The following is a 25,872-nucleotide window of genomic DNA, read 5'->3' as shown; positions in this document are numbered from 1 at the left end:
CAAAACCCCAAAAGACCTCCATTAGTACGGCTAGCGTGGGGCTCATGGCGGACGCGATCATCGCGCAGGGGCTGATCAAGCGCTACGGCGACGTGCATGCCCTGGACGGTCTGGACCTCCGCGTTCCCGAGGGGACCGTCCTGGGCCTGCTCGGGCCGAACGGAGCCGGCAAGACGACCACGGTGCGGATCATCACGACCCTGCTGCGGCCGGACGCCGGATCGTGCACGGTCGGCGGGATCGACGTGCTCACCCGCCCCGGCGACGTACGGAAGATCATCGGCGTGAGCGGGCAGTACGCCGCGGTCGACGAGTACCTCACCGGCTACGAGAACCTGGAGATGATCGGACGCCTCTACCACCTGGGCAAGCGCCAGGCCCGGGAGCGTGCCGGGGAGCTGCTGGAGCGCTTCCGGCTCGACGAGGCGGCCGATCGCCCGGTCAAGACCTACTCCGGGGGTATGCGCAGGCGGCTGGACCTGGCGGGAGCGCTCATCGTGTCCCCGCCGATCATCGTGCTCGACGAGCCGACGACCGGCCTGGACCCGCGCAGCCGCCTCGGCATGTGGGACGTGATCTCCGAGCGGGTCCGGGCCGGCACGACCCTGCTGCTCACCACGCAGTACCTGGAGGAGGCCGACCAGCTCTGCGACGACATCATCGTCATCGACAAGGGCCTCGCGATCGCCCACGGCACCCCCGAGGACCTCAAGAAGGAGGTCGGCGGCGAGCGCCTGAGCGTCGTCCTCGGCAGCCGGGCGGAGACCCAGACCACCGCCGAGATCCTCGCGGCGGTCTGCTCCGGCGAGCCGGTCATCGCCGAGGAGGGGCACGAGGTGCACGCACCGGTCACGAGGGGGCCCGCCGCGCTCATCGAGGTGGTACGCCGACTCGACGCCGCCGGGATCGAACCGGTCGACATCGGCATCCACCGCGCCAGCCTGGACGACGTCTTCATGAAGCTGACCGGCACCGCCGTCGCCGAGACCGATGAGGAGGTGGCGTCATGACCGCGCTCGCCGGGGCACTCACCGACGGCTGGGTCGTCACCAAACGCAACCTGATCAAGATCAAACGGATCCCGGATCTGCTGATCTTCTCCACGATCCAGCCGATCATGTTCGTACTGCTCTTCGCCTTCGTCTTCGGCGGCGCCATCCCGATCTCGGGTACGAGCTACCGCGACTTCCTCATGCCCGGCATCTTCGTGCAGACCGTCGCCTTCGGCGCCGCCATCACCGCGATCGGGCTCGCCGACGACCTGCAGAAGGGCATCGTCGACCGGTTCCGCACCCTGCCGATGTCCCGCGCCGCCGTGCTGATCGGGCGTACGACCTCCGACCTGCTCAACAACATCTTCGTCATCGTCGTCATGTCGCTGACCGGCCTGCTCGTCGGGTGGGGCATCCACACCGGCTTCGCCAAGGGCGTCGCCGGCTACCTGCTCCTGATCATCTTCGGGTACGCCATGAGCTGGATCAGCGCCGTCATCGGCCTGTCGGTGAAGTCCGTGGAGGTGGCCCAGAGTGCCGGTTTCATCTGGATGTTCCCGCTGACGTTCCTGTCGAACGCGTTCGTCCCGACCAGCACGCTGCCGGGCTGGCTGCAGCCGATCGCCGAGTGGAACCCGATCTCGTCGGTGGTCCTGTCCCTGCGCGACCTGTGGGGCAACGCACCGGACGGCGCGGAGCGCGGCAGTGGCTTCCCGGCGGACCACCCGATCGAGCTGTCCCTGCTCTGGATCGCGGCGATCCTGATCATCTTCATCCCGCTGTCGATCTCCCGCTACCGCAAGGCCGCCGCCCGCTAACCCCTGAATTTTAATGCTGGACACGCCGCAAAACCCGCAACAAACGTCAGGATCAACTTCCTCGCCGGAGTTGATCCTGACGTTTGTTGCAATGGAAGCGGCGTGTCCAGCACTAAAATTCAGGGAGATGGGTGGGTGAGTCGCTCGACGCGCGCGGGGGGAGTGCGGCGGTTAGATGACCGATGCGCCGGGTGGGGCGGACTCGATCCAGCTCAGGAAGCCCGTCGCCGCGAGAGGATTCATCGCGATCTCGACCAGGACCCCGTTACGCGTGGGCTTGCTCATGCAGCGCAGGATCACCCAGTCGGCCGGGACGACGATCTGCTCCGACGTATTCGGTGAGCGCCGTGCCGCCACGATCAGCTCGCTGCGGCGCATGATCCGGCGCGGGCGCGGGGAGAAGCTGAACATCCGGTACCAGCGGACCTCGTCGCCGATGAAGAGCGCGAACCCCGGCGCCCACCCCCGGCCCTCGACCATCGTGCCGAGGCGGAGGTAGAGCTCGAACATGCCGCCCTTGCGGACGAAGTATTCGCGCCGGGCGAAGAGCAGCCCGAGCGCCCCGAAGAACAGGATCAGGCCGATGGCGATCACCTTGAGGATCATCATCGGCCTGTGCTACCTGCGTTTCTAGCGCTTGACGGTCGTGGTGGCTGGCGAGACGCTCTCGGCCAGCACGGTGACCCCGGCATCGGTGATGGAGAGGAAACCGCCCGACACGTCGAAGGCCTGTTCGCCACCGCCGACCAGCTTGATGCGTACCTGGCCGGGTTCGGCGAGCTGGCCCAGCAGCGGCGCGTGACCGGGCAGCGCGGCGAGCTCACCCTCGGTGGTCCGGGCGACGACCATCTCGGCCTGACCGCTGAAGACCTTCTCCTCGACGGCGACAACCTCGACGTTCAGTTCCTTTGCCACATTCGCCTCCCACTTAGTAAGAAGAACGACGGACCCCGCCCAAAGGGACAGGGTCCGTCGAATCTTTAGTTGATCTTCGCCAGCTCCGCGGCGTTGGCCTCGAGGTCGTCGAGTCCGCCGCACATGAAGAAGGCCTGCTCAGGCACGTGGTCGTAGTCGCCCTGGCTGATCTTCTTGAACGCCTCGACGGTCTCCTTGACGGGAACGGTCGAGCCTTCGACGCCGGTGAACTGCTTGGCGGCGTAGGTGTTCTGCGACAGGAAGCGCTCGATCCGGCGCGCACGAGCCACCGTGACCTTGTCCTCCTCGGAGAGCTCGTCCATGCCGAGGATGGCGATGATGTCCTGCAGGTCGTTGTACTTCTGCAGGATCCGCTTCACCTCGGAGGCGACCGCGTAGTGCTCGGCGCCGACATACTCGGGCGCGAGGATCCGGCTGGACGAGGCCAGCGGGTCGACGGCCGGGTAGATGCCCTTGTCGGACACCTTCCGCTCGAGGTTGGTGGTGGCGTCGAGGTGCGCGAAGGTCGTGGCCGGCGCCGGGTCGGTGTAGTCGTCGGCGGGCACGTAGATCGCCTGGAGCGAGGTGATGGCCTGGCCACGCACCGAGGTGATGCGCTCCTGGAGCTCACCCATCTCGTCGGCGAGGGTCGGCTGGTAACCGACGGCGCTCGGCATGCGGCCGAGCAGCGTGGAGACCTCGGAACCGGCCTGCGTGAAGCGGAAGATGTTGTCGATGAAGAGCAGCACCTCCTGCTTCTGCACGTCACGGAAGTACTCCGCCATGGTGAGCGCGGAGAGGGCGACCCGCAGACGCGTGCCCGGGGGCTCGTCCATCTGGCCGAAGACCAGGGCGGTGTCGCTGATGACGCCCGCCTCGGTCATCTCCGCGATGAGGTCGTTGCCCTCACGCGTACGCTCACCGACGCCCGCGAACACCGACGTACCACCGAAGTTACGCGCAACACGGATGATCATCTCCTGGATGAGCACCGTCTTGCCGACGCCGGCACCGCCGAACAGGCCGATCTTGCCACCCTTGACGTACGGGGCGAGCAGGTCGATGACCTTGACGCCGGTCTCCAGCATCTCCGTCTTCGGCTCCAGCTCGGCGAAGGCCGGGGGCTTGCGGTGGATCGGCCAGCGCTCCTTGACCTCGAGGCGCTCACCGTCCTTGAGGTTCAGGCACTCGCCGATCACGTTGAAGACGTGGCCCTTGGTGGCGTCGCCCACGGGAACGCTGATCGGCGCGCCCGTGTCGCGTACCTCGGCGCCACGGATCATGCCGTCGGTGGTGCCCATGGAGATGGCGCGTACGACGTTGTCGCCGAGGTGGAGGGCCACCTCGAGCGTCAGCTCCTTCTCGCCGCCGGCGAGGGTTACGTCGGTCTTCAGCGCATTGAAGATTCCCGGCATCGCATCGCGCGGGAACTCAATGTCGACGACCGGGCCAATGACCCGGACGACCCGACCGACACCGGTCGCGGTGTCAACCGCGGTTGTCGAAGTAGTCATCATTCACTCCCCGCCGTCGCGAGCGCGTTAGCGCCGCCGACGATCTCGCTGATTTCCTGGGTAATCGCCGACTGACGTGCGGAGTTCATCTCGCGCGTCAGACTCTTGATCATTTCGTCCGCGTTGTCCGTGGCGCTCTTCATCGCCCGGCGGCGCGACGCCGACTCGCTCGCTGCCGAGTCCAGCAACGACGCGTAGATCCGCGTGTTGATGTACTTCGGCAGCAGCGCGTCGAGCAGCGCCTCCGGGTCCGGCTCGAACTCGTACGCCGGGAGGATGACCCCGGACGCCTCGGTGGTGCGCTCCTCGACCTGCATGGGTGCGAGGAACGTCGCCATCGACGTCTGGGTCATCAGCGACTTGAAACGCGTGTAGACGATGTGCAGCTCGTCGACGCCGATGATGCCGTCGGCACCGCCACCGCCGTTGACACCGTCCTCGTCGTCGGCACCGGCGACGAACTTCGCCAGCAGCGCCTCGCCGACCTTACGGGCGTCGGCGAAGGTCGGCTGCTCGGAGAAGCCGGTCCAGCTGTCCTCGATCGGACGACCGCGGAACCTGTAGTAGGCAACGCCCTTGCGACCGATCACGAAGAGGGCGACCTGCTTGCCCTCGGCGCGCAGCTTCGCAGCGAGCTGCTCAGCCGTCTTGATCGCGTTGACGTTGTAACCGCCGCAGAGACCACGGTCACTGGTGATCACCAGCACGCCGGCCCGCCGCACCTGGTCCCGCGGCGCGAGCAGCGGGTGGTTGACGTTGGCGTTGCTGGCGAGCGCCGTGAGCACACCGGTGATCGCCTTCGCGTACGGCAGGGAGGCGGCAACGCGGTCCTGAGCCTTGGCGATGCGGCTGGTCGCGACCAGCTCCATCGCCTTGGTGATCTTCTTCGTCGAGCGGGTCGTCTTGATCCGCCGACGGAGAACCCGTACCTGTCCAGCCATGGCTACTTCTTCTTCGGCGTCGGGACGACCTTGGTAACCGTCTCGGCGCCCTCATCGGTCAGCGCCGTGGCGGGCGCCTCGTTGAGGATCGACTTGCCGTCGGCACCGACGAAGAGCGACTTGAACTTGACGATCGCCGTGTCCAGCGCTTCGGCCACGTCGTCGTTCCAGGTGCCGCCCGCGATCGTGTCCAGGGTGGACTTGTTCGAGTGGCGCAGGTACTGCAGGAACTCCGACTCGAAGCGGCTGATCTCGTTGACCGGGATGTCGTCGAGCTTGCCCTCGGTGCCGGCCCAGATCGAGACGGTCTGCTCCTGGATCGGGAACGGCGCGAAGTTGCGCTGCTTGAGCAGCTCGACCAGGCGCGAACCGCGCTCCAGCTGCGCCCGCGACGCCTTGTCGAGGTCCGACGCGAAGGCGGCGAACGACTCCAGCTCGCGGTACTGCGCCAGGTCCAGACGAAGCCGGCCGGAGACCTTCTTCATCGGCTTGCCCTGCGCCGAACCACCGACCCGGGAGACCGAGGTGCCGACGTTGATCGCAGGCCGGACACCCGAGTTGAAGAGGTCCGACTCGAGGAAGATCTGGCCGTCGGTGATCGAGATGACGTTGGTCGGGATGAAGGCCGAGATGTCGCCGGCCTTCGTCTCGATGATCGGCAGGCCGGTCATCGAACCCGCGCCCAGGTCGTCGGAGAGCTTCGCGCAGCGCTCCAGCAGGCGGGAGTGCAGGTAGAAGACATCGCCCGGGTACGCCTCGCGGCCCGGCGGGCGGCGCAGCAGCAGCGACACGGCACGGTACGCCTCGGCCTGCTTGCTCAGGTCGTCGAAGACGATCAGAACGTGCTTGCCCGCGTACATCCAGTGCTGGCCGATCGCCGAACCCGTGTAGGGGGCGAGGTACTTGAAGCCGGCCGGGTCGGAGGCGGGCGAGGCGACGATGGTCGTGTACTCCATCGCGCCGGCCTCCTCCAGCGTGCCCTTGACCGAGGCGACGGTGGAGGCCTTCTGGCCGATGGCGACGTAGATGCAGCGAACCTGCTTCTTCGGGTCGCCGGACTGCCAGTTGGCCCGCTGGTTGATGATCGTGTCCAGCGCGACCGCGGTCTTGCCGGTCTTGCGGTCGCCGATGATCAGCTGACGCTGACCGCGGCCGATCGGGGTCATCGCGTCGATGGCCTTGAGACCGGTCTCCATCGGCTCGTGCACGCTCTTGCGCACCATGACGTTGGGCGCCTGGAGCTCCAGCTCGCGCAGCTCCTCGCTGGCGATCTCGCCGAGCCCGTCGATCGGCGCACCCAGCGGGTCCACCACGCGGCCGAGGAAGGCGTCGCCCACCGGCACCGAGAGGACGCGGCCGGTCCGCTTGACCGTCTGCCCCTCCGCGATGCCCTCGAAGCCGCCGAGAACGACGACACCGATCTCCCGGACGTCCAGGTTCAGCGCGACACCCAGGGTGCCGTCGGCGAACTCCAGCAGTTCGTTGGCCATGGTCGAGGGAAGGCCCTCAACCCTGGCGATGCCGTCACCGGCCTCGGTGACGATGCCGACCTCCTCACGGGAGATCTCCGGCGTGTACGACGAGACGAAGCGCTCAAGCGCGCCACGGATCTCCTCGGACGAGATGGTCAGCTCGGCCATCCTCAGCTTCCTATCGGTGTCGTGGTTCTCGATCAAAATTTAGGGTCAGGCCAGTGACGCGCGGACGTCTGCCAGCCGGCGCGCGACGGTGCCGTCGTAGAGGTCGGAGCCGATCAGGACCCGCACCCCACCAAGTACGTCGGGATCGACGGTGACCTTGACGGACACCTCCCGACCGTAACGCTGTGCCAGCGACGCGCCGAGTCGCTGCTCTTCGGCCTCGCTCAGCGGCTCGGCGACCGTGACGTAAGCCACGTCCCGCTCGCGCCGCTCGGCGGCAGCCTCGACCAGCTTGCTCAGCGCGGACGCGAACGACCGGCCGCCGAAACCACGGACCGACTGCTGGGCGAGGGTGACCGTGGCCGGCTTCGCCTTGCCCTCCAGCAGCTCGGTGGCGAGCGCCACCCGGCGGTCGACCGCGAGGGTCGAGTCGCCGATGGTCGCCGCGAGCTGCGGGGTGCCGGAGACGACCTGCCCGAAGCGGAAGAGTTCGTCCTCCACCTCGGCGAGGTCACCGGACGCCTCGGCGCTGGCGAGCAGCCCGTCGACGCCCAGTTGCTCGATCGCGGTGAGCAGCTCCGTCGGCGACGACCAGCGCCCGGCCACGAGGGCCTTGAGCAGGTCGACCGCGTCGGTGCCGATCTTGCCGCCGAGCACCGAGCCGAGCAGCTCACCGCGGTCGTCGCCGGTCCGGGACGGGTCGATGAGCGCCCGGCGCAGCCGAGGCTCACCCGCCAGGACCGAGGCGACCGAGAGGATCTCCTTGGCCGTCCCGGCGACGGCTGTCGCGTCGCTCCGCCCGGCATAGGCGTTCAGCGCAGCCAGCGCGGCGGCGTAGGACTCCCTGCTGGCGGCCTGCATCAGCGCGCTCCGGTGGTCTGCAGATCGGTGAGGAACCGGTCGACGGTGCCCTTGCGGCGGGCCTCGTCCTCCAGCGACTCGCCAACGATCTTGCCGGCCAGGTTGACGGCGAGCGTGCCGACCTCGCTGCGCAGCTCGCGAATGATCGTCTGCCGCTCGGCGGCGAGGGATTCACGGCCGGCCGCGATGATGCGGTCCCGCTCCTCCTGCGCCTTGGCGAGCACGTCGGAACGGATGCCCTCAGCGTCGGCCCGGGCCTCGTCGCGAATCTTCGCGGCTTCGGTCCGTGCCTCGGCGAGCTGGAGCTTGTACTGCTCCAGCAGGCCGTTGGCCTCGGCCTGGGCCCGCTCCGCCTTCTGGATGCCGCCCTCGATCGCCTCGACCCGCGCCTTGAAGGTCTCTTCCATCTTGGGGAAGACGAACTTCATCAGCACGAAGCAGAGCAAGGCGAAGGCGATCGTCCCGACAACCAGCTCCTGCCAGATCGGCAGGATCGGGTTGTGTTCCGCAGCTTCCTCAGCCAGGTAGCTCACTGTGGCCTCCGATTCCTGATGCGATCAGCGGTTTACTTGAAGACGAAGCCGAAGGCGATGCCCAGCAGCGCCAGCGCCTCGATCACGGCGAAGCCCAGGAACAGGTTCGGGCGGTTGAGGCCGGCGGTCTCGGGCTGACGCGCGGTCGACTGGATGTAGGAAGCGAAGACCAGGCCGACACCGATGCCGGGGCCGATCGCAGCGAGGCCGTAGCCGATAGCGCTGAGGCTGCCGTTGATCTCACCGGTGATAGCAAGAACGTCCATGTCCGGGATTCCTCCTGGTAGTTACGCGTGACTTTCACGCGAGGCTATGGTGAATTGACTAACGAAAGATCAGTGCTCGTCGGCGAGCGAGCTCTCCAGGTAGCTGCTGGTCAGCAGCACGAAGACGTAGGCCTGCAGCAGTGCGATCAGCGCTTCGAAGAAGGTGAGCGCGATCGCCATCGCCCAGGACACGAGCGAAACCGGCTTGATGGCCCAGCTGTTGGCACCGAGCAGCGCGAAGCCGCCGAGCGTGAAGACGAGCAGCACGACGTGGCCGGCGAACATGTTGGCGAAAAGTCGCAGCGCCAGCGTGAAGGGGCGCAGGATGAAGGTCTGCGCGAACTCCAGCGGCACCAGCAGGAACAGCATCGGCCACGGCACGTTCGGCGGAACCAGGCTCATCTTGAGGTAGTGGCCCAGGCCGTGCTTGCGGACACCGATCCACAGGTAGAGCACATAGGTGCAGATCGCCAGCACGATCGGGAACGCGATGTGCGAGTTGGGCGAGATCTGCAGCCCGGGCACGATCGCGAAGATGTTGGTGACGGCGATGAACAGAAGCAGGGAGGTCAGGTAAGGAGCGAACTTCACGCCCTTGTGACCGATCACCTCTTCGGCGATGCCGTTACGGGTGAAGCCGTAGATCGACTCGGCGATCCACTGCATCCGGGTCGGAACGATCTTCGGGTTCCGGTAGGCCGTGAGCATGAACACGATGATCAGTGCGACTGCGAGCCACACCATCAGCGTGAACTTGGTCCCCCAGGCACCGCCGAACAGACTGGGCAGATAAAAGTCCTCGACGCTCGGCGGGAATGGATTTTCCCCACTCAGGACGATCGCTGCTCGGCTCACCGTGCCCCTCTCTCCGTTCCTACGTCAACTCGTCAAGGCCCGTGTGCACTGAAGCGGCGGAGGACCAGATAGATCCCCGCCGTTACGCCCACAATCGAGCCGACCGCCGTGGCGATCCCGCCGGTGTGCAGCCATCGGTCGACAAACCAACCGACGCCGCCCCAGACCAAGATCCCCGACAACAGGTATCCGACCGCCGTCCAGCCATCATTGGCGCCCGACGGAAGATCGGGACGTTGCTGAGGGGACTGGTCATCGGCCATGACGCGCGAACCTTATCAGTCGTTACAGTCCCGTGTCGTGGTGACCCCCCTGCTGCTGTCACCTGCAACACACGCCACCCAGCCGTTCGACCGGAAAACCAGCAGCATATAGACATTGCTAAACGCCTTGAGGCAGGGTTTATTGGAAGCAATCCCCGACCCCTTCGAGGTGGTGCACCAATATGCCAAGGTCCATCGCAACCCTACGGTCATCGGCCGCGTTTCTGCTGCTCCTGGGCCTTGTGTCGGCATGTGAGCCCCGCGGCAGCGACCCGGACGGCTCGAAGCCGGTGCACTGCACAGTCGTCGTCGACGGGCCGAAACGCTTCGCGGAGACCGACGTGATCACCGCGCGGGTCCGCTTCCGCTGCGGCTCCCCCGGCGCCCAGCCGCTGACGTTGAAGCTGCGGCTGGAGAAGGAGACCGGCGAGGACAAGTGGGGCAACTCCCTGTGGAGCGCCGTGTCTACCAAGACTTTCACGTTGAAAGGTAAGGACAGCGTCGCTCCGGAGCTGAAGTACGCCGAGAAGGCGATCACGATCTCCTGCCGCGAGGGCGTCTTCCGCACCGTCGTCGACTGGTCCCGCACGTCACGCGGCGACAAGGAGGGCGACAACCTGATCTCCGGATCGGTCCGGGATCCCTGCAAGAAGCTGCTCGACGAGTAAGAGCGTCAGGAGGACGGCCTGCCGCCGACCGGCGGGCCGTCCACCGGGTCGTCGACGTAGAGGATCTTCGCGTGCCAGGTCCACCAGGCCTGCGAGCAGGTCCAGGCGAAGACCTCGGCGACGATGCCGAGCGCCATCGGCACGATGCCCGACCAACCGGCGAATGTGATCAAGATCGCCACCAGCACGATCAGTTTCAGTACGTAGGTCGTGAGCCCGGCGACGAGGAGCAGGTCGCGGCGGCGGTCGTCGACCCAGGCGATGATGAAGCTCGACGCCACGTAGGTCGCGGTCGTCAGCACCACGCCGAAGGCCGCACCCAGCGCGCCCGTCATCCCGGCGGCGATCGCGCCGACGATGCCGGCGAGCACGAGCATGATCCCGCTGGCCGCGAGCGCGGTCGGCAGGTGGGCCAGGCGTTTTCTGAGCAACACGAATCCTGTCAGCGGGCGAAGAGCAGGCGGACGAGCGGGTCGAGTGTGTCGGTGATCTCATCGGCGACCCGCCCGAAGACGGAGTCGCCACGGCCCCAGGGGTCGTCGAGGTCGTCGCCCGAGCGGGCGTCCTGACCGGCACGCAGGGCGTCGACCGCGGCGACGAGAGCCGCGCCACGCTGCTGGAACTCCTCCGGCGTGCCGTTGGCGGCGGGCAGCGCGGCGGCGTCGACACCGCTGAGCAGCCGGCCGAACTCGCCGAGCACGAAGGTGCGATCGGCGGCGTCGGGGCGCAGCGCCACCACGTACTCCTGCTGGTCGGCGGTGGCCGTCAGGATCAGGTCGGCGGCGTCGATGTGGTCGGCGCGCAGCTTGCGGGCGGCGAATCCCTGCGGATCGCCGCCGCGTGCCTTGACCAGGCGGGCGGCGGGAGGATTCATCTCCTCGCCCTCGTGCCAGCCGCCGGTGCCGGCGCTGTGCGAGTAGAGGTACCCCGGATCGCCGCCGGCCTGTGTCACGGCGAGCGTCAGCAGCCGCTCCGCCATCGGCGACCGGCAGATGTTGCCCATACATACGTGCAGCACGGTGAACGGCGGCATATGACTAGTTCCCTACCGGCGGAAGAACATTGGGGATCACGGTCCGGATCTGGTCGATCGTGATCGCGCCCTCGCGCAGGATGATCGGGATCTCCTGGGTCATGTCGATGATCGTCGACGGCACCGGGTCCGGGCAGGGACCCGCCTCCAGGTAGACGCTCACCTTGTAGCCGAGCTGCTCGCGGGCCTGCTCGGCGGTGACCGCGGCGGGCTCGCCGGTCAGGTTGGCCGAGGAGACCGCCATCGGGCCGGTCGCCCGGAGCACCTCCAGCGCCACCGGGTGCAGCGGCATCCGCACGGCGACCGTGCCACCCGTGTCGCCGAGGTCCCACTGCAGGCTCGGCGCCTGCTCCACGACGATCGTCAGGGCACCGGGCCAGAACGCCTCGACGAGGTCCCGTGCCTGCTGCGGCAACCGGGTCACCAGGCCGTCGAGGGTGTGCCGGGAACCGACGAGCACCGGTGGTGGCATGTGGCGACCCCGGCCCTTGGCGTTGAGCAGGGCGGTCACCGACCACGCCTTGAACGCGTCAGCACCGACGCCATAGACCGTGTCAGTAGGGAGAACGACCAGGTCGCCGCTGGCCACGGCCTCGATGGCCGTGGCGATGCCCCGGTCTCGGTCGGTCACATTTCGGCAGTCGAAGAGCCTCACGGGGGCAATCCTGCCATGCCCGGCGCCGGGAGGTTGCCGCGCTGCACCCCTACCGGTGGGGAAACGGACGTCGATGGTGTTGTCGGTCGTGTCATCATGCTCACCATGCCGGCTCCGCTGACCGCCGCCGACGCCCGGACGATGGCGGACCTGGCACCGTCGCCGTGGCTGCGCCAGGCCGTCGCACCGGTGCTGTTCGTGCTGGGTGCGGTCAATATGGGCGTCGCCGTCACGGTGGTGAAGGTGCTCTGCAGCGAGGCGAACCCGTGCCGGACCGAACCCCTGGATCCGATCGTCTCCGGGCTCTTCGTCGGGCTGCTCCCCCTCGCCTGGATCAGCCTGAGATCGACCGCGGTGACGGCCGTGCTGCTCTCCATCGGCGAGCTGGTCCTCGGCGGCTCCACCGACCGGGTGCCGCCGCCGTCGTGGATCTATGCGGTGAGCTGGTCCTACGTCGTGGTCTGCGTCGTGGCGGCCGTGCTGGTCGAGGGTCGGCGGCGGGATGGGGGATGGCCGGAACGGGTCGGGTCCGCCAAACCGCCCGAGCCTGGACAGGTGCCCCGGATCGGGACGGTGTCCCTGGTCAGCGGGGCTGTGCTGGTGGGGCTGGTCGGCGTACTCATCGCGGTTTTCGTGGTTGTGCAGGCGCGCGGCGAGGCGCGGGAGCGCGCGGCCGAGGTCGTGCGCGCCCCGGTCGTGGGGCACGTCGGCGTCGACGTGATGGTCGAGAGGTCCGGCGAGCTGGAGCGGGTGCACGTCTACAACCCGCTCGCCTATCCGGTCGGGTCGACCATGGCGCTGCGGGTCGACGACGACGGGCTGCTCCAGCCGGTGGCGGAGCCCTATGACGCGGGTGGCTGGCTCATGCTCGCCGCCCTGCTGGCGCCGACCGGGGCCGGGCTGCTGCTGCGCACCCGGCGGCGGCGCCGGGACCTGGCCCGGGTCTTCGCCGAGCCGAGCCCCGTGACCGGTGTCTTCGTCCACTCCGGCGAGCGCGAGATCGTGATCTACCCCGCCGACGCCGTGGCGGGCTCGGCGCCGATCCTCGCCATGCGGGTCCAGCCGCACGCCGCCGATGAGTCTGTCGCCGCCGCGATCCAGGCCGGGCGTTACGACCCGCAGTGGCACCACTATCCGGCGCGGCCAGCCGAGCTCTTCGGGGTGCCGGTGGCCGGACGCTGGTGCGCGATCGTCGTCGGCGACCGGCTCGTCGTGCCCGTCGGCCCGCTCACGACGACCGCGAGCACCGCTCGCTTCATCCCGCCATACCCCTGGTGGGAAGGCTCTCCCGCCAGCCGATCCGGCGCGCGATCGTGAACCTCGGCCGCCCGGTGAGGTCGCTCATCCCGGCGATCTCCGCGTAGCGCCCGTCCACGCGCAGCAGCTCGGCCACGACCTTCGCCTGCGACTCGTCGTGCTCCAGGCCCAGGTGGCCGCCGTCGCGGCACAGGCTCGCCGCCCGCGAGATGATCGCCGGAATGACGTCCAACCCGTCGGGTCCGGCGAAGACCGCCTCCGCCGGGTCGTGCGAAACCTCAGTGGGTACGCCGACCGCCGCCGGCACGTAGGGCGGGTTGCAGACCACCAGGTCCACCGATCCGTCGAGCTGGTGCAGCACCGCCGGATCCGTCACGTCCCCCTCGACCACGTGGACGGAGGTGCCCTCGGTGTTGCGCCGCAGCCACGGCAGCGCCGCCCTCGACCGCTCCACGGCGTAGACGTGCGCGTCGGCCTTCGCGTCGGCGATGGCGACGGCGAGCGCACCCGAACCGCTGCACAGGTCCACCGCGACCGGCCGGGCCAGCAGCCCGATCATCTCGATCCCCCACGCCGCGAGCAGCTCCGTCTCGGGGCGCGGCACGAAGACGCCGGGCCCGACGGAGAGGAGCCGGTCGAGGAAGGGCGCCTCACCGACGATGTGCTGCAACGGTTCCCGGGCGGCCCGGCGGTCGACGAGTCCGTCGAGGACGGTCGCCGCCTCGTCGGTGACGGTGTCGATGAGCGGGAGGCGGCCCCGGCGTACCCCGAGCGCGTGGGCGGCGAGCAGTTCGGCGTCGACCCGGGGCGTCTCGATGCCCGCCTCGGAGAGCCGGGAGGTGGCGGCACGCAGCACGGTGCGGAGTTCGGTCACGTCTGGCCAGGCTACCGGCTCCCGGACGGCTGGGCTCGCAGCAGCGCGCGAAGAGCACGATCGAGGAGCTGCGCCTCCTCACGACCGCCGCAACTCTTCAAGAGTCGGTGCTTCGATCGCACCAACTCTTGAAGAGTTGCTGCATTCGGATCAGATCCGCTGCCAGAGGGCGGGGACGTTCGGCGGCTCCCAGCCCGGGAGCGAGGTGTGCGCGATGCGGCACTGGTAGCGCAGCCCCGCGTAGGTGACGGTGGCTCCGGCCGCGTAGGCGGTGTAGGCCGCCCACGTCGTGCCGCCCGGCGGGTTGGAGGTCGACGCCGTCGGCTGCGGCGACTGGGGCGGGGTGCCGTTGGTGACGAGCGTCAGCCCGAAGGCCTGCAGGATCTCCCCCACCGGCTGGAAGTAGGTGGTGCCGCCGCTGGAGCAGTTGCCGGAGCCACCGGAGGTGACACCCTGCGCCTGGCTGCCCGCGACGAGCGAGCCGCCGGAGTCTCCGGGTTCGGAGCAGACGTTGGTACGGATCAGGCCCGACACGGTGCCCTGCGGGTAGGTCACCGACGAGTTGCGGGCGCTGATCGTGCCGCAGTGCCAGCCCGTGGTGGAACCGGAGCGGCAGACGGTCGCCCCGACCGCGGCCTCCTGGGACCCGGCGATCGTGACGTTGGCGTTCCCGTAGCCGTTGACGAGGCTGCGCGGGGTGTTGCCGGCGGCTACGCGTACCCACGCGTAGTCGTTGCCCGGGAAGCTGGAGCCGCCGAACGAGCCGCTGGGCTGCGTGGTGCTCGCGCCGGTGGTGCCGCAGTGCCCGGCGGTGACGAAGCCGCCGGTGACGGAGAAACCGACCGAGCAGCGGGTGCCGCTGCCGATGTAGTAGGCGTTGCCGCCGATCACGTCGATCGTCGGGCGGGGCTGCTCGGTGGTCGCCTCGAAGCGGACGGCGGCGGTGTCGACACCACGCGCGAACTCCCTGGCTGCGGCCTCGCCACCAGCGCGGACCCGGACGACGACGGTGTTGGTGGTGAGGTCGACGTGCCAGCCGGTGACTGCCTTCGGGGCCTTGGCGGCCCGGCTGTCCAGGGTGGACTGGATCATCGCGAGCTGGGCCTCGCTGCGGGCGACGAGCTTCGTGTCCGCGCCCGCCTGCTGGGCGAGCTTCGCCGCCGTCGCGCTGGTCACACCGACCGTGAGCCGGCCGGCGGTGGTGACCCAGGCGCCGCCGTAACCGGAGCCGATGGCCTGGCGCAGAGCGCCCTCGGTGCGGGTGGCGCGGTAATCGGCGTCGAGGCGGGCCGTTGCCTGGGCCGGGGTCAGGCGCAGGTCGCGGGAGACGGCGGCGAGGAGGTCGGCGGGGTAGCTGGAGCCGCCGGTGATGACGGCCGCGGGGGCGGCTGCGGGGACGGTGCCTGCTGCGGCGTTGGGGGTGATGGTGAGTATCGCGACCAGGCCTGCGGCGGCTGTGCCGGTCGCTGCGGCGAGGAGTGTTCGTCGGGACATGGGGGCTTCTCCCTATCGGCGGGACGGGTGATCCCGGCCTCTAGAAAGAGCAGGCCAGGTGGCAGGAACGCTGCCACCCGGCCATCGACACAGGCAGTTGTCAGTTAGGTCCTAGCGCCGACAGTATGCCTTCTTAACAGTTATTGCTGCTGCACCTCGTTGATCCCGAATCTCACGATGCCGGGAAACTCCTCCACACGAAGATCACCGGCAAGACCAGCGTTCATGAACAGCCCCGGAGACCTGTCGATCTCATCTCCAGCAGCATCAGTGGGATCGGCGACGCCTGGCGTAGGCAGCCAACTCATTGAGGGTGAGCGTGTCACATTCACCCGTCTGAAGATTGACCCTAATAGGATAGTTTCCAGTCAGCTCTGCATCCAGGTTCCCACCGTCGAGCCGTTCAACGGAATTAAACGGCACGATGTAATTTATTCCATCAACAAAAGCGTGCTCGGGGTCGGTTCGAACTTCTACTTCCGAGGCCTCGGGGCAATACTTCTGCAAGTAGTTTTCAGCTAGAACACCTGCTTCTTCTTCAGAAAGCATGCTAGTTCATCCTCATCACATAGTATCGGGCCCATGTGTCGATGTGCTCGCTAACGCCGCCGACCTGAAAATCGTAGAAAGCTACACCGTTCTTGGTCTTCACGACATTGAAATAGTGTCCAGCGCCAAGTGCCGGATCATCATGAAAGCCGCCAACAATTCCACGAGTACCCGGCTTCCACGACCCAACCGTATCAAGTAGATCGTCAAGAGTGCCTGCAGGACCGAATTGCGGTCCATTCGCCAACTTCTCAAGCTCGCCCCTTGTCAGCCCCTTGGTTGCAGGGCCCACTGCTCTTACACCGCCGCCCGCAAGTGCCCTATCGCCTGCAAGCGCGACGCAGCCACAGTTCTTATTGTTACCTGTCGGATTGATTTGCTTAGTCCATACGGGCCTGTCGGGGGTCTCGAACCGTCGATTGGCACCCCCGGCGGCCCCGACGGGGGCGCTGCCGCCGGTCTCACCGGCCCCATTGCCCTTGCCGAGGCCGGGAAGCTTGCCGCCGAACCAGCCAAGCGCCCCGCCAGTGGCAGTTGCGACGAGCAGCCGCAGCGGATCAATGGACCCGGTCGTCAACAGCTGGTCGACGCCATCCCCGACGAACGCGCTGCCCGCACCCACCGCGAAGAGCCCGGCTCCGGCCGAGGCCATCGCCCCGCCGGTCGCACCAGCGAGCCCACCGGCGACCGCCCCCACTGCGACGCAGCGTGCGGTGTCCTGCCCCTCCGGGCACATCATGCCGCCGTAGAGCGCACCTGCCGCCGCACCCGCCAGCGCGGCACAGAGCACGCTGCCCGCGCCGACGGTCAACGCCTCGCAGCCGGCGAAGACCACGACACCGACGACGGCACTCGCCACGGTCGCGACGATCTGGTCGCCGTATTCGTTCCAGAAGTCGGAGACCTGTGACGCGGCCTCCTTGGCCCCCTGTTTGTAGAAGTTCCAGGCCTCCGACGCATGGTGCTTGGCGGAATCCCAGGTGTCGGAGGCCCATCCCTTCACGCTGTCCCAGGCACCCGTCACCGAATCCCACGCGTCCGAGATCGCGCCGGTCACGGTGTCCCAGGCGTCCGAGACCCAGTCGGTCACGGCGTCCCAGGCGTCGCTGACCATGTCGCCGAGGCTGTCGAGCCAGCTGCCCCAGTGGCCGTCCGGGTCGGTGTAGCTCACCGGGTTGCCGTTGGCGTAGAGGTAGCGGTTGAGCGTCACCGGAGCGGAGAGCGAACCGACGATGGAGTCCCGGGCGCTGAAGCGTCCGCTGCTCGGGTCATAGCTGCGGAAGCCCATGTTGACCAGGCCGGTCGCGGCGTCGGTATACATCGACTGGTAGCCGAGCGGCAGCGGCTGGGTGCCGCTGGTCGAGGTGACCTTGCCGAACGGGTCGAAGCTGGCCTTGTAGCGAATGGTGCTGGCGCTGGTGGAGTTGTCGTCGTTGAGCCCGACCAGGTCACCGTGGATGTTCTGGCTGACCTGCTGGGCCACGGCGGTGCCGGTCACCTCCGCCAGCGGGGTGCCGTCGGGGGTACGCACGATCGTCGTCGCCGTGCCGCCGTTGAGCCGCCAGCTGGAGATGCTCTCGCCCTGGCCGTCGTAGGAGAAGCCCTCGACAGCCGTGCCGGAGGTCCGGGTGGCGACCCGGCCGAGCGCGTCGCGGCCGTAGGTGACCGTGCCGCCCGCGTTCGTCGCCGATGTCAGCTCACCGAAACCGTTGTAGTCGTAGGAGGTGCCGGACCCCTTGGTGAGCTGGTTGCCGTCGTCGTCATAGCTGTAGGAGACGCCGTCGGAGGTGGAGTTGAGCCGGTCGGCGAGGTCGTAGCTCGCCGTGACCGGGGTGCCGCCGTTGGTGGTGACGCCGGTGCGGTTGCCGTCGGCGTCCCAGGTGTAGGTCTCCGAGGAGAGCGTCGATCCGCTCTGCGTCACCACGTTGGAGGTGAGGCGTCCCGCGTCGTCGTAGCCATAGGTGGTGAGCTTCGGCGTCGTGGTGCAGGTGGAGGCCTTCGAGTCGCAGACGGTGGCTACGCGGCCCGCCGTGTCGTAGGTGAGCTTCGCGCCGTAGACCCGGTTGTCGACCGAGGTGAGGCGCCCGGTGGTGTCGTAGGTGTAAGTGGCGTTGTTGCGGGTCGCCGTACCGCTGCCGTAGGTCCAGTCGGTGAGCTGAGCCGCGCTGTTGTAGCCGAAGTCCCGGTTGGTCGCGCCCCGGACCGTCGCCACCAGGCCGCGGTTGCCGTAGGTGAAGGTCGTCACCGGCCCGACCGCCGGGGTCACGGTCGCGAGCCGCCGCCCGCTGTTATAGGTGTACGCCGTGTCGCCGAAACTGTCGACGCTGTGCTCCAGCAGCCCCCGGTTGCTGTAGCTGAAACTGCGGTTGCGAGTGGTGTCCCCCGCGACGTTGGCGCTGGTGAGGCGGCCCGCGTCGTCATAGCCGAAGTTCCTGGTGACGGTGGTGGGGCCGAGCACGGCGACGAGCTGCGTCTGCCGGCCCGCGAGGTCGTAGGTCGCCGTGACGGTCCGACCGGACGGGCGGGTGATGACCGTGGCGCGGCCCTCGCCGTCGTAGTCGTAGCTCGTCTGCTCGCCCAGCGGGTCGGTCTCGGTGTCGAGGCGACCGGCCGCGTCATAGGTGTTCGTGTACTCGCCGCCGCGAGGCAGGGTGAGCTTCTTGAGGGCGCCGTCGGCGAAGTACTCGTACTGGCTGATGTTGCCGAGCGGGTCCTCCGCCTTCTTCATCCGGCCGAGCGCGTCATAGGTCCACTTCGTCTCCAGCGACCCGGGTGCCGTCTGCTTCGTCGGCCGGCCCATCGCGTCGTACTCGAAGGCGGTGGTGTTGTTGAGCGCGTCCTTCATCGTGAGCAGGCGCCCGCGGATGTCGAAGGTGCTCGTCTTCAGGTAGGGATCGCTCGCCGTGAGCTGGTTGCCGACCTTGTCATAGGTGTAGTTGTAGGTGTAGTTGCCCCACTTCTGACTGGTCGCGCGGCCGTTCTTGTCGTAGGTGTAGATCCGGGTGACCCCGCTCGGGTCCACCTCGGTCGCGACGTTGCCGTCGAGGTCATAGGTGGTCACCCAGGAGGCGCCGGTGACATCCCAGGTCACCGCAGGTCGGCCCGCCGCGTCGTAAGCGTTGTTGGACACCACTCCGGAGGGGTCGGTGACCTTCTTCTGCCGGCCCATCGCGTCGTACTCGATGTGGGTCTCGTGGTTGAGCGGGTCCTTGACGACCTCGACCCGGTTGGTCGAGGTGTAGGAGTAGGTCCAGACCCCGTTGGCGCGGTCGGTGCGGGTCTTGAGGTTGCCGACCTCGTCATAGGTGAACAGCTCGGTGGTGGTGTCCGGGTAGATCCGGTCCTCCATCCGGCCGAGCAGGTCGTAGTGCGCGGTCACCTCCCGGCCGAGCACGTCCTCCTCGGAGATGGTGCGACCGGCGAGGTCGTAGCCGAACGTCGTCGTGCCTGCCGGTGTCGTCACCGAGGTCGTGTTGCCGTCGGCGTCGTAGAGGTAGGTGGTGACCGTGCCGGCCGCGTCGGTCTCGGACGCGACCCGGCCCAGGATGTCGAGCGTCACCACCGAGAGCGTGCCGAGGGGGTCGGTGGTCGTCGCGGTCCGCGTCGTGTCGTTGTAGGTGACGGTGGTGACAGTGCCGAGGCGATCGGTGGCGGTCTTCGGCCGGCCGATCTCGTCATAGGTGGTGGCCTGCGTGTAGGTCAGCGGGTCGGTGACGAGGATCGGCCGCCCGGCCTCGTCATAGGTGGTCTTCCAGGTCCAGCCGCGGGGAGTGACGACCGAGGTACGGCGGCCCATGATGTCGTAGTCGAAGACCGTGTGCGCGCCGTCCGGTGTCCAGGTCTGGATGACCCGGCCGGCCGCGTCGTAACGGGCCTGGGTGACCTGGTTGAGGGCGTCGGTCACCCGATGCGCCCGGCCCGACGGCTCCCGCACGGTGGTGGTCGTGCCGCCGGACGGGTTGGTGCTCGTCTCCTCCCAACCCTCCGGCGTGTAGGTCTGGAGGGTCTCCTTGCCGCGCGCGTCGGTCACCTTCTTGACCCGGCCGGTCTCGTCGAACTCGGTGACGGTGCGCTTGCCGACGGTGTCGGCCGTGGCGTAGAGGCGACCGGCGGTGTCGTACTCGAAGGTGGTGACGATGCCGGTCGGGCCGGTCGTCGAGGTCTTGCGCCGATCGTCGTCGAAGGTGGTGGTCGTGACCCCGCCCCGCGGCGACTTCGAGGTCGCGACCTCACCCCACGAGGTGTAGGTCGCCTCGCGCCGGTGGGTCAGCTCATCCACCGATGCCGTGCGCCGACCCACCGTGTCGTACTCGAAGGTGGTCGTCGCACCCCGCTCGTCGGTCGCGCTGGCGATGTCGCCGTTGGTGGCGTAGGTGATGGTCCGGACCCGGCTCAGCGGGTCGGTCAGCGTGAGGAGCTGGCCACGGCTGTTGAACGTGTAGTGCCAGACCCCGCCGGAGGGGTCGGTGACCGTGGCGAGCCGACCGGCCGTGTCATAGGTCCGGGTCACCTTCGTGGCGTCGTTGCGGGTCGTCACGAGCGGCTTGTTGCGGCTGTTGAAGGTCGTGACCTGCACGATGCCCGTCGGGTCGATCGTCATCGCCGGGTTGCCCTTGCCGTCGGTGAAGGTGAGGCTCGCCGAGGGGTTGTAGCCGGTCATCGGGGCGTCCGGGATACCGGTGATGCTGGCGACGACGCCGCCGAGCCCGTCGTAGACGATCCGGCGGGTGCTCGCACCGAGCTTCTCGCTGACCAGGCGGCCCAGGTCGTCGTACTCCTGGGTGATCACGCGGTTGTCGGCGAGGGTGATGGTGGACTTCTTCGCGGCGGAGTCGTAGCCGATCGTGGCCCGCCCGACGCCCGGCTGCTCGACCCAGCTCACGCGGCCGGACGAGTCGTATGCCACCGCGAGCTTGACGTTGCCCAGGGGCGTCGTCACCTTGGTGAGCCGCCCGGCCGAGTCGTACTCATATGTCTCGGCCTTGCCGTCGACGCCGGTCACCGAGGTCAGCTTGCTGCCGGTGTAAGCCATCCCGACCGTACGCGAGGTGGAGTCGGTGAACCCGGTGAGGCGGTTGCCGGCGCCCCGGCCGAAGGTGATGTAGCGCCCGGAGACACCGGTCACCTTGGTGACCTTGCCACCCGAGCGGTCGATGTCGATCTCGTGGCCGGCGTCGCCGAGGACGACACCGGTCAGCTCACCGCCCGCGTCGAACTCGTAGCCGGTATGGCTGTTGGAGGTGACCGTGGACCCGCCGGAGCCGGTCGTGAAGTCGGCGGAGACGCCCGGAGCGGGGGTGTAGCCGGCAGCCGGGTCGACGTTGAAGGGGATCGACGAGCCGTCGGAGAGGTTCAGCACCGAGGAGCCGCCCGAGGACGAGAGCGCCTCCGAGTAGGACGACGACCAGCCGATGCCCGCGTCGGTGTCGGTGAGCCGGTCCGACCGGTAGGTCCGCGTCGCGGAGATCGTCTTGCCCGCGTCCTCCACCGACATGTCGGTCGCGGCATAGGTCAGGCCACCGGCGAAGGTGTTGACCGGCCCGAAGGTGGGCGCGGCGGCAGCGGCGAGCGACGCGGGCAGCAGCAGCGGTGCGCTGCTCAGCGCGGAGCCGAAGCCGCCCTTCACGCCGGTCACCTTGAAGTAGCCGGACTGCGGGCACGGCTGTGCCAGATCGATGACGAGCTTCGGCTTGTACGCGTTGGCCTCGATCTGCGTCGCGCATGCGGGAAGCTGCGCGGGATCGTTGACGTTGGAGCCCCACCAGTTGGCGGTCCAGTCGGTGAGGTTGTAACTCGCCGGCACATAGTCTCCGGCGCCACCGGCCAACTGGTTGAACCGAACATCCGCCTGCGCCCGAGTCGGTCCGGGCGAGCTTCCGTTGATGACCGTCACCCAGGCGTCGGCGAAGTTGAACCAGAAGCGGATCTTGCTCGGTTCGAAGATGTACGCGGCGGCACCGAACCATTTGGTGCTGGAATTGGTGGTCGAGCCCAGCACATTGCCGATGATGTCGGCGCGCGCGTTCGACGTCATGATGTTGCCGCCGTTGCGGGCGAAGGTGTTGCCGTAGACGCCGAAGAAACCGCCACCGTTGGACGTGATGGCGCTGGAGGCTGTCGCGGCAAGTGAGTAGAGGCCGAAGGTCGACGAGTCGGTCAGCGAGGAGTTGGTCAGCACGAAGTGCGGGCGCTTGTCGAGAACGATCTGGCCGTATCCGGCCCCGGAGTTGTAACCGCCGTAGCGGATGTCCGCCCGGTCGATGACCGAGGGCGGGGTCAGCACCGTGTCGGTTCCGGAACCGATGGCACCACTGACGCCGTTGATGTCCAGGCTCATCCAGTCACCGGGCGACGGCGAGGTGCTCGAACCGTCGCCGTTGGTGTCGCCCATGACGGTGTCGTCCTTCAGCGAGGTGATCACCACCCGCGCGCTGCGCGAGCCGAGCACCAGCAGCTGGCTGTCCTCCATGATCGTGATGCCGCTGCCGTTGCCGGCGAGCTTCACGACGGTCCCGGGCAGCATCGTCAGCCTGGCATTGACATAGATCCTGCTGCGGATGATGTAGGGCGAGCCCAGCGGTCCCCAGACCGTGGTCACGTTGATGTTGCCGGTGACCTCGGTCGGTCCGGCGGTGGTGACCGGCAGGAGGAAGTCGGCCGGGTTCACCGCCGCGGGCGGCGGCACCGGATCGGCGGCGAAGGCCGGAGCAGCGAGCTGCGGCAGCGCCATCTCCACGATGGACAGTCCGGCGACGAGCACCACGGCGAGCGAGGCAGAGATCCATCTCCGCCTCCGCCCCGGTCGACCTTTCCGAACCAAGACGTTGTTGAACAGCGAAAATGACCGATCCACCGTCTGCCTCCCCCCGGCAAAACGCCGGACGAGTGATCGCCCGGCCAGGGGAGGTTAGCCACCGGGAGCCGGCAGATGGATCAACCTAACGGCCAGTACTCAAATATGACGCCCGTCTATCTATTACTGACGGGTGAGCTCGGTCTCGCCGGTGAGGCGGGCGGCGCGATCGGCGGCGGTGAGCGCGTCGAAGACCCCGTCCATGTCCCCGCCGAGCGCCAGATCCAGGTTGTACGCCGTGTAGCCGATCCGGTGATCGGTGATCCGGTTCTGCGGGTAGTTGTAGGTGCGGATGCGCTCGGACCGGTCCACCGTGCGGATCTGGGCCTTGCGGGCGTCGGAGGCGGCGGCAGCGGCCTGCTCCTCGGCGTACTGGGCGAGTTTTGCCCGGAGCATGCGCATCGCGCGGTCCTTGTTCTGGAGCTGGGACCGCTCGTTCTGGCAGGTCACGACCGTGCCGGTCGGGATGTGCGTGATGCGCACGGCGGAGTCGGTCGTGTTGACGGACTGGCCGCCCGCGCCCTGCGACCGATAGACGTCGATCCGCAGATCGCTCATGTCGATCTCGATCTCGGTCTCCTCGGCCTCCGGCGTGACGATGACGCCGGCGGCGCTGGTGTGGATGCGCCCCTGCGACTCGGTGACGGGCACCCGCTGCACGCGGTGCACGCCGCCCTCCCACTTCAGCCGGGACCAGATCCCGAAACCGCCCTCGGGGACGCCCTTGGTCTTGACCGCGATCGCCACGTCCTTGTAGCCGCCGAGGTCCGACTCCTGCGAGTCGAGCAGCTCGATGACCCAGCCGCGGCGCTCGGCGTAACGCATGTACATCCGGAGCAGATCGCCGGCGAAGAGCGCCGACTCCTCGCCGCCCTCACCGGCCTTGATCTCCAGGATCACGTCCTTGGCGTCGTTGGGGTCGCGCGGCATCAGCAGCTCGGCGAGGTTCTCCTCGAGCTCGGGCATGCGTGCCTCGATCGCGTCGGCCTCGACGGCGAAGTCCGGGTCGAGCTCGACCAGCTCCTTCGCCGCGATCAGGTCCGCGCGGGCCTGGGCGAGCTCGGTGGCGGTCTTGTGGATCGGGGTCAGCTCGGCGAACCGGCGGCCCACGCGACGGGCGGCGTTCTGGTCGGCGTGGATGGCGGGGTCGGCGAGGGTCTTCTCCAGCTCGTCGTACTCGGCGAGCAGCGCCGCGAGGCGGTCATTCGAGCCCATGATGGCTACTTCCCTATTGAGGACGAAAGCTGGACATGATCTGGCGCGCCCTGCGGGGCTCGGTCGCTACGCTCCCTCACTCCTCGTGCCGGCGCAAAAAGACCGCGCCCGCCGCCCCTGGACGGGGGCGACGGGCGCGGGAAAGCAAGCTACTTCTTGCCGACCTTGGCGTACTTCGCCTGGAACTTCGCCACGCGGCCGGCGGTGTCCATGACACGCTGCTTGCCCGTGTAGAAGGGGTGGCACTCGCTGCACGACTCGGCGTGGATCTGGCCGTTCTTGGCCGTGCTGCGGGTCGTGAAGGTGTTGCCACAGGAGCACGTGACGGTCGTCACGTCATACTGCGGGTGAATTCCGGACTTCATAGCCTCGGTCCTCTCGATTAGTGGTCGCCGGGTCGCCGTGGTCCTGTGCTGGCGTGAACCGGTACCAGAGCCGATTAACCAGTCTGCCATGCCGCCGTTATCGAGCTGCAGTCAGGCTGGCATGCGGGATAACCTGGCGGACCCTTCCAGAATTCCCGCGATTGGCCCCTCCTGTGATCACGCTCACCGATCTCTTCGACCCAGCGCGCCTCGCCTCGCACGTCGCGAACGGCTATGTGCGTACCCAGGTGCACCCGACGCTCCCGCTGACCATCTACAACTACACCGAGAAGGCTCAGTACGAGAAGGTCTGGGACGAGATCACGCTGAGCTGCCGGGGCCTCATCGCGGAGACGGCGACGGGTCGGGTGCTCGCGCGCCCGTACGCGAAGTTCTTCAACCACTCCGAGCCCGGCGCTCCGGTGGCCGAGCTGAGCGCGCCGGTGCGGGTCACCGACAAGGCCGACGGCTCGCTGGGGATCATCTACGCCACGACCGAGGGCCTCGCGGTCGCCACCCGCGGCTCCTTCGCCTCCGACCAGGCCCGGCACGCCACAGATCTACTTCGCCGCCGGTACGCCACCTGGGCGCCCCCGCCCGGCCACACGGTCCTGGTGGAGATCATCTATCCGGCGAACCGGATCGTGCTCGACTACGGCGGCATGGACGACCTGATGCTGCTCGGCGCGGTGGAGCTCGCCACGGGCCGCTCGCTCGACGCGTCGGCGGTCACCGACTGGCCCGGCCCCCGCGTCGAGACCTTCGCCTACGCGACCTTCGCCGAGGCGCTGGCGGCACCGCCACGCCAGGGCAGGGAGGGTCTCGTCGTCTGGTTCCCGGACTCCGATCAGCGAGTGAAGATCAAGTACGCGGACTACGTCGCGATGCACCGGATCGTCACGGGCCTCAACGCCCGGGTCGTCTGGGAGCTGCTCGCCGCCGGTGAGCCCCTGGACTCGCTGATCGAGGAGCTGCCCGACGAGTTCCACACCTGGGTGGCCGAGGTGGCGGCAGCGCTGCGGGAGGAGGTCGCCGCGCGGGTCGTCGAGATCGAGGCGGCCTACGAGGCGGTCGTGACGGGCCTGCCCGAGGGGTGGGGACGCAAGGAGTTCGCGCTCGCGGTCGGCAAGCACGAGCAGCGCGGATCGCTCTTCCTGCGGCTGGACGGACGCAGCTACGAGCCCTACCTGTGGCAGCAGATCAGGCCCGCGCCGGACTGGACCCCGGCGGGCCGCGTCTACACCGAATAACACCAACTCTTCAAGAGTTGCGACGATCAAGGCGCGGCAGGCCTAGATCGGCGCAACTCTT

Annotated in this window: 24 protein-coding genes; 5 read left to right on the top strand and 19 right to left on the bottom strand. The window is 68.1% G+C overall.

The window, feature by feature from the left end:
- Positions 1 to 44: 44 nt before the first annotated feature.
- Both F4553_RS26950 and F4553_RS26945 read left to right on the top strand, forming a co-directional pair.
- Positions 45 to 1,010, top strand: a complete 966-nt coding sequence (locus F4553_RS26950) for an ATP-binding cassette domain-containing protein (protein WP_184841366.1) — start codon at positions 45 to 47, stop codon at positions 1,008 to 1,010.
- Positions 1,007 to 1,810 carry an ABC transporter permease gene (locus F4553_RS26945; protein ID WP_184841364.1) on the top strand — a complete coding sequence of 268 codons (804 nt, stop codon included), beginning with the start codon at positions 1,007 to 1,009 and terminating at the stop codon, positions 1,808 to 1,810. The genes F4553_RS26950 and F4553_RS26945 overlap by 4 nt, the downstream gene beginning before the upstream one ends.
- Before the next feature lie 171 nt (positions 1,811 to 1,981).
- Here the strand turns inward: F4553_RS26945 and F4553_RS26940 are convergent, their stop codons facing one another.
- From F4553_RS26940 to F4553_RS26895, 10 genes are all read right to left on the bottom strand, one after another.
- A complete protein-coding gene (locus F4553_RS26940; protein ID WP_184841362.1) occupies positions 1,982 to 2,419 on the bottom strand; it encodes a DUF2550 domain-containing protein in 438 nt (145 codons plus the stop codon).
- A gap of 21 nt (positions 2,420 to 2,440) precedes the next feature.
- Positions 2,441 to 2,725, bottom strand: coding sequence for a F0F1 ATP synthase subunit epsilon (locus F4553_RS26935; protein ID WP_184841360.1), 285 nt, complete (start codon positions 2,723 to 2,725; stop codon positions 2,441 to 2,443).
- Between the two features lie 65 nt (positions 2,726 to 2,790).
- Positions 2,791 to 4,242, bottom strand: a complete 1,452-nt coding sequence (gene atpD, locus F4553_RS26930; RefSeq protein WP_376776299.1) for a F0F1 ATP synthase subunit beta — start codon at positions 4,240 to 4,242, stop codon at positions 2,791 to 2,793.
- Complete coding sequence (locus F4553_RS26925; protein ID WP_184841357.1) at positions 4,239 to 5,180, bottom strand: F0F1 ATP synthase subunit gamma; 942 nt, start codon at positions 5,178 to 5,180, stop codon at positions 4,239 to 4,241. The genes atpD and F4553_RS26925 overlap by 4 nt, the downstream gene beginning before the upstream one ends.
- Positions 5,181 to 5,182: 2 nt before the next feature.
- Positions 5,183 to 6,820, bottom strand: a complete 1,638-nt coding sequence (atpA, locus tag F4553_RS26920; RefSeq protein ID WP_184841355.1) for a F0F1 ATP synthase subunit alpha — start codon at positions 6,818 to 6,820, stop codon at positions 5,183 to 5,185.
- A 45-nt stretch (positions 6,821 to 6,865) separates the two neighbouring features.
- Positions 6,866 to 7,681, bottom strand: a complete 816-nt coding sequence (locus F4553_RS26915; protein WP_184841353.1) for a F0F1 ATP synthase subunit delta — start codon at positions 7,679 to 7,681, stop codon at positions 6,866 to 6,868.
- The gene (locus F4553_RS26910) at positions 7,681 to 8,214 is read right to left on the bottom strand and encodes a F0F1 ATP synthase subunit B (RefSeq protein ID WP_184841351.1); all 534 of its coding nucleotides are present in this window, start codon (positions 8,212 to 8,214) and stop codon (positions 7,681 to 7,683) included. Before F4553_RS26910 ends, F4553_RS26915 begins: the two co-directional genes overlap by 1 nt.
- Positions 8,215 to 8,246: 32 nt before the next feature.
- Positions 8,247 to 8,480, bottom strand: a complete 234-nt coding sequence (atpE, locus tag F4553_RS26905; RefSeq protein ID WP_184841349.1) for an ATP synthase F0 subunit C — start codon at positions 8,478 to 8,480, stop codon at positions 8,247 to 8,249.
- A 69-nt stretch (positions 8,481 to 8,549) separates the two neighbouring features.
- On the bottom strand, positions 8,550 to 9,335 hold the full coding sequence (gene atpB / locus F4553_RS26900; protein ID WP_184841347.1) for a F0F1 ATP synthase subunit A: 786 nt from the start codon (positions 9,333 to 9,335) through the stop codon (positions 8,550 to 8,552).
- Positions 9,336 to 9,367: 32 nt separating this feature from the next.
- Positions 9,368 to 9,598: an AtpZ/AtpI family protein gene (locus F4553_RS26895; protein WP_184841345.1), complete on the bottom strand. Its 231-nt coding sequence runs from the start codon at positions 9,596 to 9,598 to the stop codon at positions 9,368 to 9,370.
- 242 nt (positions 9,599 to 9,840) lie between these two features.
- On the opposite strand from F4553_RS26895, the gene F4553_RS26890 reads away from it, so the two are divergent.
- Complete coding sequence (locus tag F4553_RS26890) at positions 9,841 to 10,266, top strand: hypothetical protein (RefSeq protein ID WP_184841343.1); 426 nt, start codon at positions 9,841 to 9,843, stop codon at positions 10,264 to 10,266.
- Between the two features lie 5 nt (positions 10,267 to 10,271).
- On the opposite strand, the gene F4553_RS26885 is transcribed toward F4553_RS26890, so the two are convergent.
- From F4553_RS26885 to F4553_RS26875, 3 genes are read right to left on the bottom strand one after another with little or no spacing between them, the layout of a single operon-like run.
- On the bottom strand, positions 10,272 to 10,700 hold the full coding sequence (locus tag F4553_RS26885) for a hypothetical protein (protein ID WP_184841341.1): 429 nt from the start codon (positions 10,698 to 10,700) through the stop codon (positions 10,272 to 10,274).
- 8 nt (positions 10,701 to 10,708) lie between these two features.
- The gene (locus F4553_RS26880) at positions 10,709 to 11,299 is read right to left on the bottom strand and encodes an arsenate reductase/protein-tyrosine-phosphatase family protein (protein ID WP_184841339.1); all 591 of its coding nucleotides are present in this window, start codon (positions 11,297 to 11,299) and stop codon (positions 10,709 to 10,711) included.
- A gap of 4 nt (positions 11,300 to 11,303) precedes the next feature.
- Positions 11,304 to 11,963 (bottom strand): L-threonylcarbamoyladenylate synthase, encoded by a 660-nt coding sequence (locus F4553_RS26875; protein ID WP_376776347.1) that lies wholly within the window; start codon positions 11,961 to 11,963, stop codon positions 11,304 to 11,306.
- A 96-nt stretch (positions 11,964 to 12,059) separates the two neighbouring features.
- Between F4553_RS26875 and F4553_RS26870 the strand changes: the two genes are divergently transcribed.
- Positions 12,060 to 13,271 (top strand): hypothetical protein, encoded by a 1,212-nt coding sequence (locus F4553_RS26870; RefSeq protein WP_184847527.1) that lies wholly within the window; start codon positions 12,060 to 12,062, stop codon positions 13,269 to 13,271.
- Here the strand turns inward: F4553_RS26870 and prmC are convergent.
- The 6 genes from prmC to rpmE form a co-directional block, all read right to left on the bottom strand.
- Positions 13,210 to 14,085, bottom strand: a complete 876-nt coding sequence (prmC, locus tag F4553_RS26865; RefSeq protein ID WP_184841337.1) for a peptide chain release factor N(5)-glutamine methyltransferase — start codon at positions 14,083 to 14,085, stop codon at positions 13,210 to 13,212. The genes F4553_RS26870 and prmC overlap by 62 nt on opposite strands.
- A 150-nt stretch (positions 14,086 to 14,235) precedes the next feature.
- Positions 14,236 to 15,579, bottom strand: coding sequence for a carbohydrate-binding protein (locus tag F4553_RS26860; protein WP_184841335.1), 1,344 nt, complete (start codon positions 15,577 to 15,579; stop codon positions 14,236 to 14,238).
- 267 nt (positions 15,580 to 15,846) lie between these two features.
- On the bottom strand, positions 15,847 to 16,128 hold the full coding sequence (locus F4553_RS26855; protein ID WP_184841333.1) for a hypothetical protein: 282 nt from the start codon (positions 16,126 to 16,128) through the stop codon (positions 15,847 to 15,849).
- A 1-nt stretch (position 16,129) separates the two neighbouring features.
- The gene (locus F4553_RS26850; RefSeq protein ID WP_184841331.1) at positions 16,130 to 22,891 is read right to left on the bottom strand and encodes an RHS repeat-associated core domain-containing protein; all 6,762 of its coding nucleotides are present in this window, start codon (positions 22,889 to 22,891) and stop codon (positions 16,130 to 16,132) included.
- A 213-nt stretch (positions 22,892 to 23,104) separates the two neighbouring features.
- Positions 23,105 to 24,196, bottom strand: coding sequence for a peptide chain release factor 1 (prfA, locus tag F4553_RS26845; RefSeq protein ID WP_184841329.1), 1,092 nt, complete (start codon positions 24,194 to 24,196; stop codon positions 23,105 to 23,107).
- A gap of 149 nt (positions 24,197 to 24,345) precedes the next feature.
- Positions 24,346 to 24,561, bottom strand: coding sequence for a 50S ribosomal protein L31 (gene rpmE, locus F4553_RS26840; protein WP_184841327.1), 216 nt, complete (start codon positions 24,559 to 24,561; stop codon positions 24,346 to 24,348).
- Between the two features lie 161 nt (positions 24,562 to 24,722).
- Between rpmE and F4553_RS26835 the strand changes: the two genes are divergently transcribed.
- On the top strand, positions 24,723 to 25,811 hold the full coding sequence (locus F4553_RS26835) for an RNA ligase (protein ID WP_221470504.1): 1,089 nt from the start codon (positions 24,723 to 24,725) through the stop codon (positions 25,809 to 25,811).
- Positions 25,812 to 25,872 lie beyond the last annotated feature (61 nt).

It is taken from the genome of Allocatelliglobosispora scoriae, assembly GCF_014204945.1.
GTDB classification, from domain to species: Bacteria; Actinomycetota; Actinomycetes; order Mycobacteriales; family Micromonosporaceae; genus Allocatelliglobosispora; species Allocatelliglobosispora scoriae.
This window is presented reverse-complemented; position numbering and strand designations above follow the sequence as displayed.

What these genes read in the sequence shown, in the direction of transcription:
- F4553_RS26950 (WP_184841366.1), top strand. Translation starts at nt 45, where the DNA reads ATGGCGGACGCGATCATCGCGCAGGGGCTGATCAAGCGCTACGGCGAC.
- F4553_RS26945 (WP_184841364.1), top strand. Translation starts at nt 1,007, where the DNA reads ATGACCGCGCTCGCCGGGGCACTCACCGACGGCTGGGTCGTCACCAAA.
- F4553_RS26940 (WP_184841362.1), bottom strand. Translation starts at nt 2,419, where the DNA reads ATGATGATCCTCAAGGTGATCGCCATCGGCCTGATCCTGTTCTTCGGG.
- atpD (WP_376776299.1), bottom strand. Translation starts at nt 4,242, where the DNA reads ATGATGACTACTTCGACAACCGCGGTTGACACCGCGACCGGTGTCGGT.
- F4553_RS26925 (WP_184841357.1), bottom strand. Translation starts at nt 5,180, where the DNA reads ATGGCTGGACAGGTACGGGTTCTCCGTCGGCGGATCAAGACGACCCGC.
- atpA (WP_184841355.1), bottom strand. Translation starts at nt 6,820, where the DNA reads ATGGCCGAGCTGACCATCTCGTCCGAGGAGATCCGTGGCGCGCTTGAG.
- F4553_RS26915 (WP_184841353.1), bottom strand. Translation starts at nt 7,681, where the DNA reads ATGCAGGCCGCCAGCAGGGAGTCCTACGCCGCCGCGCTGGCTGCGCTG.
- atpE (WP_184841349.1), bottom strand. Translation starts at nt 8,480, where the DNA reads ATGGACGTTCTTGCTATCACCGGTGAGATCAACGGCAGCCTCAGCGCT.
- F4553_RS26895 (WP_184841345.1), bottom strand. Translation starts at nt 9,598, where the DNA reads ATGGCCGATGACCAGTCCCCTCAGCAACGTCCCGATCTTCCGTCGGGC.
- F4553_RS26880 (WP_184841339.1), bottom strand. Translation starts at nt 11,299, where the DNA reads ATGCCGCCGTTCACCGTGCTGCACGTATGTATGGGCAACATCTGCCGG.
- F4553_RS26870 (WP_184847527.1), top strand. Translation starts at nt 12,060, where the DNA reads ATGCCGGCTCCGCTGACCGCCGCCGACGCCCGGACGATGGCGGACCTG.
- F4553_RS26860 (WP_184841335.1), bottom strand. Translation starts at nt 15,579, where the DNA reads ATGTCCCGACGAACACTCCTCGCCGCAGCGACCGGCACAGCCGCCGCA.
- F4553_RS26855 (WP_184841333.1), bottom strand. Translation starts at nt 16,128, where the DNA reads ATGCTTTCTGAAGAAGAAGCAGGTGTTCTAGCTGAAAACTACTTGCAG.
- prfA (WP_184841329.1), bottom strand. Translation starts at nt 24,196, where the DNA reads ATGGGCTCGAATGACCGCCTCGCGGCGCTGCTCGCCGAGTACGACGAG.
- rpmE (WP_184841327.1), bottom strand. Translation starts at nt 24,561, where the DNA reads ATGAAGTCCGGAATTCACCCGCAGTATGACGTGACGACCGTCACGTGC.